The sequence below is a fragment of the Acinetobacter sp. YH12112 genome, from assembly GCF_013418945.1.
Lineage (GTDB): Bacteria > Pseudomonadota > Gammaproteobacteria > Pseudomonadales > Moraxellaceae > Acinetobacter > Acinetobacter indicus.
This window is the reverse complement of the sequence record NZ_VPBA01000085.1, coordinates 1-1,974: the sequence shown is the minus strand read 5'-3', so window position 1 is coordinate 1,974 and position 1,974 is coordinate 1. Positions and strand designations below refer to the sequence as shown.

2 pseudogenes are annotated in these 1,974 nt (G+C 40.7%); both read right to left on the bottom strand.

Features of this window, described 5'->3' with window-relative positions:
• Positions 1–374 precede the first annotated feature (374 nt).
• Positions 375–1,847: pseudogene (locus FTU50_RS15140) on the bottom strand (TonB-dependent receptor); the annotation flags it as partial.
• Positions 1,848–1,855: 8 nt separating this feature from the next.
• Positions 1,856–1,974, bottom strand: a pseudogene (locus FTU50_RS15135) (IS30 family transposase); the annotation flags it as partial.

The following is a 1,974-nucleotide window of genomic DNA, read 5'->3' as shown; positions in this document are numbered from 1 at the left end:
TTCTGTCCAACATGGTGTACTTTAGCAAGTTGTTCAAAATCCTGTCGCACAACAGGTTTAATTAGCTCATGAAATACGGTATTCTGATGTGACAAAACCTGAATCCTGGTCGTTAAAGTGTTTGTTTGCACTCATATTTTAACTGTTAGGACTCAGGTTTTTTTATTTAAAGCAAACTATGGGACAGCAGTGCGATTTATTCGCCCTTCTCTTTGCGCACTCGATGTCGCATAACGTAACTATTATGTTAAATAGAATGTCGGGGATTGTGCCCTATACAAACTGTATGCTGGCACAACTTCACTGGAGATATATGAGCTGTGAACTCATAATCCGATTCTTAAGTACTTGTTCAAGAACTACCATCATTAAAATTAATAGTTGATAGTATAACTTAAGGCAAAAGTTCGGCCTTCGGCAGGAATTGCTAATAAAGAATTGGCATTTGTTACCGCAGCCTGTTGAGCAAATACAGTTCTGTATTGGCTATCCCAAAGATTATAAATACCAAAATCTACGCGCCCTTTTGCCATTGGAAAATGGGCCAATACATCCATAGTACTGTAGCCTTTAATATCTGCAGCACTATTGCTGTCAGTCAAACCGGCTGTCTTTAATTGCTGGTCATCCTTACAGGCTTTATTGGTACCTTTAATGGCCTGTATTTGTGCACGGACACCATAGCCAGCGTCGTTATTCCATTCAGCGAATAAAGTTCCTTTGGTTGGAGAAATGGCAAAAGCATTTAATTCATGCCAATTGTCGGCAACATCTTTATACTGCCCACGTGTATAACCTAGAGTACCTCCGACCTTATAGTTTTGCATAAATGGATAGCTGACAGTCGCTTCTGCACCATATACTCTTTGATCAGCATCTACTACGTTTACAGAACGGTCAGCATTAAACTGTACCACCTGATCCGAGGTATTATAAAAACCGGTTAAGCCAAGATTTAAGCCCGTGTCCTGATTTAAACGCCAGCCTAATTCATAGCTGTTTACTGTAATCGGTGCAATACCAGAAGTCGTTAAGGTATAAGCAGCCACATCACGCAGCACCCGTTGTACATCTGGATAACTATAACCCTGTGAGAAGTTAGCATAAACTTGCTGCGCGTCTGTTAACTCATAGACTGCACCCAAATTGAATAGAAATTTGTCCGAATGGGTGGAGTCAGCCGCCATTAAAGTAATCGGTTTACGTGCGGTTAAATAACTGTCAGTGTCTGCCTGAACATATTGATAACGCACACCGGCCTGAATATTTAGACGATCTGTTAAGGCATAATCTCCTTGGACAAATGTGCCAATATTCTGAATTTCTGTATCAGGACCGGAACCCTGTTTTTCCCCTGTAGCGGTATAAACCAGACCATTATGACTAGGTGTATAGTAATCTGCCCATTGATGGTCTTTTTCCCAGTCATAGTCGAGGCCATAAGTCAGTTTTAAATCTCGATCTGCGACCTGTATATTAGATTGAATGGTAGAACGAATACCGGCATAGTCAATATTGGATTGGCTTTGCTTTACCTTACTCCCATCTTTCGAATAGCCGTAAGGTACAAAGCGTGCTTTTTCATTACGATAATATGCCTCCACATTCAAAGTCTGTCCAAGGACATCTTGATTTTGATATTGGGTATTAACGGCATAGCGCTCTGTAAAGGGCTGATTATCGAGGCTCCATCCTTTTATTGCTTTATGGGAAGGCTCAGTACCAGTTTGTAAGTAGGAATAGTCTGGTCCATATTCTGTATCCTGTTTATCTTTATAATATTGCGCCCCTACACTGAAAGTTTGCGTATCTGTTAAGTCAAAGTTTAAACGGCCATTGATGTCAAGGGGCGAATTCAAACATGAGGTGCGACAGTTTCAAAAGCCTTATGATAATCAACAAGCTGAGCAAACTTCTCTAATGGTGTAAGCCAATCTAACGCTTTTCTAGGACGAGTATTCAGTGACATGGCAA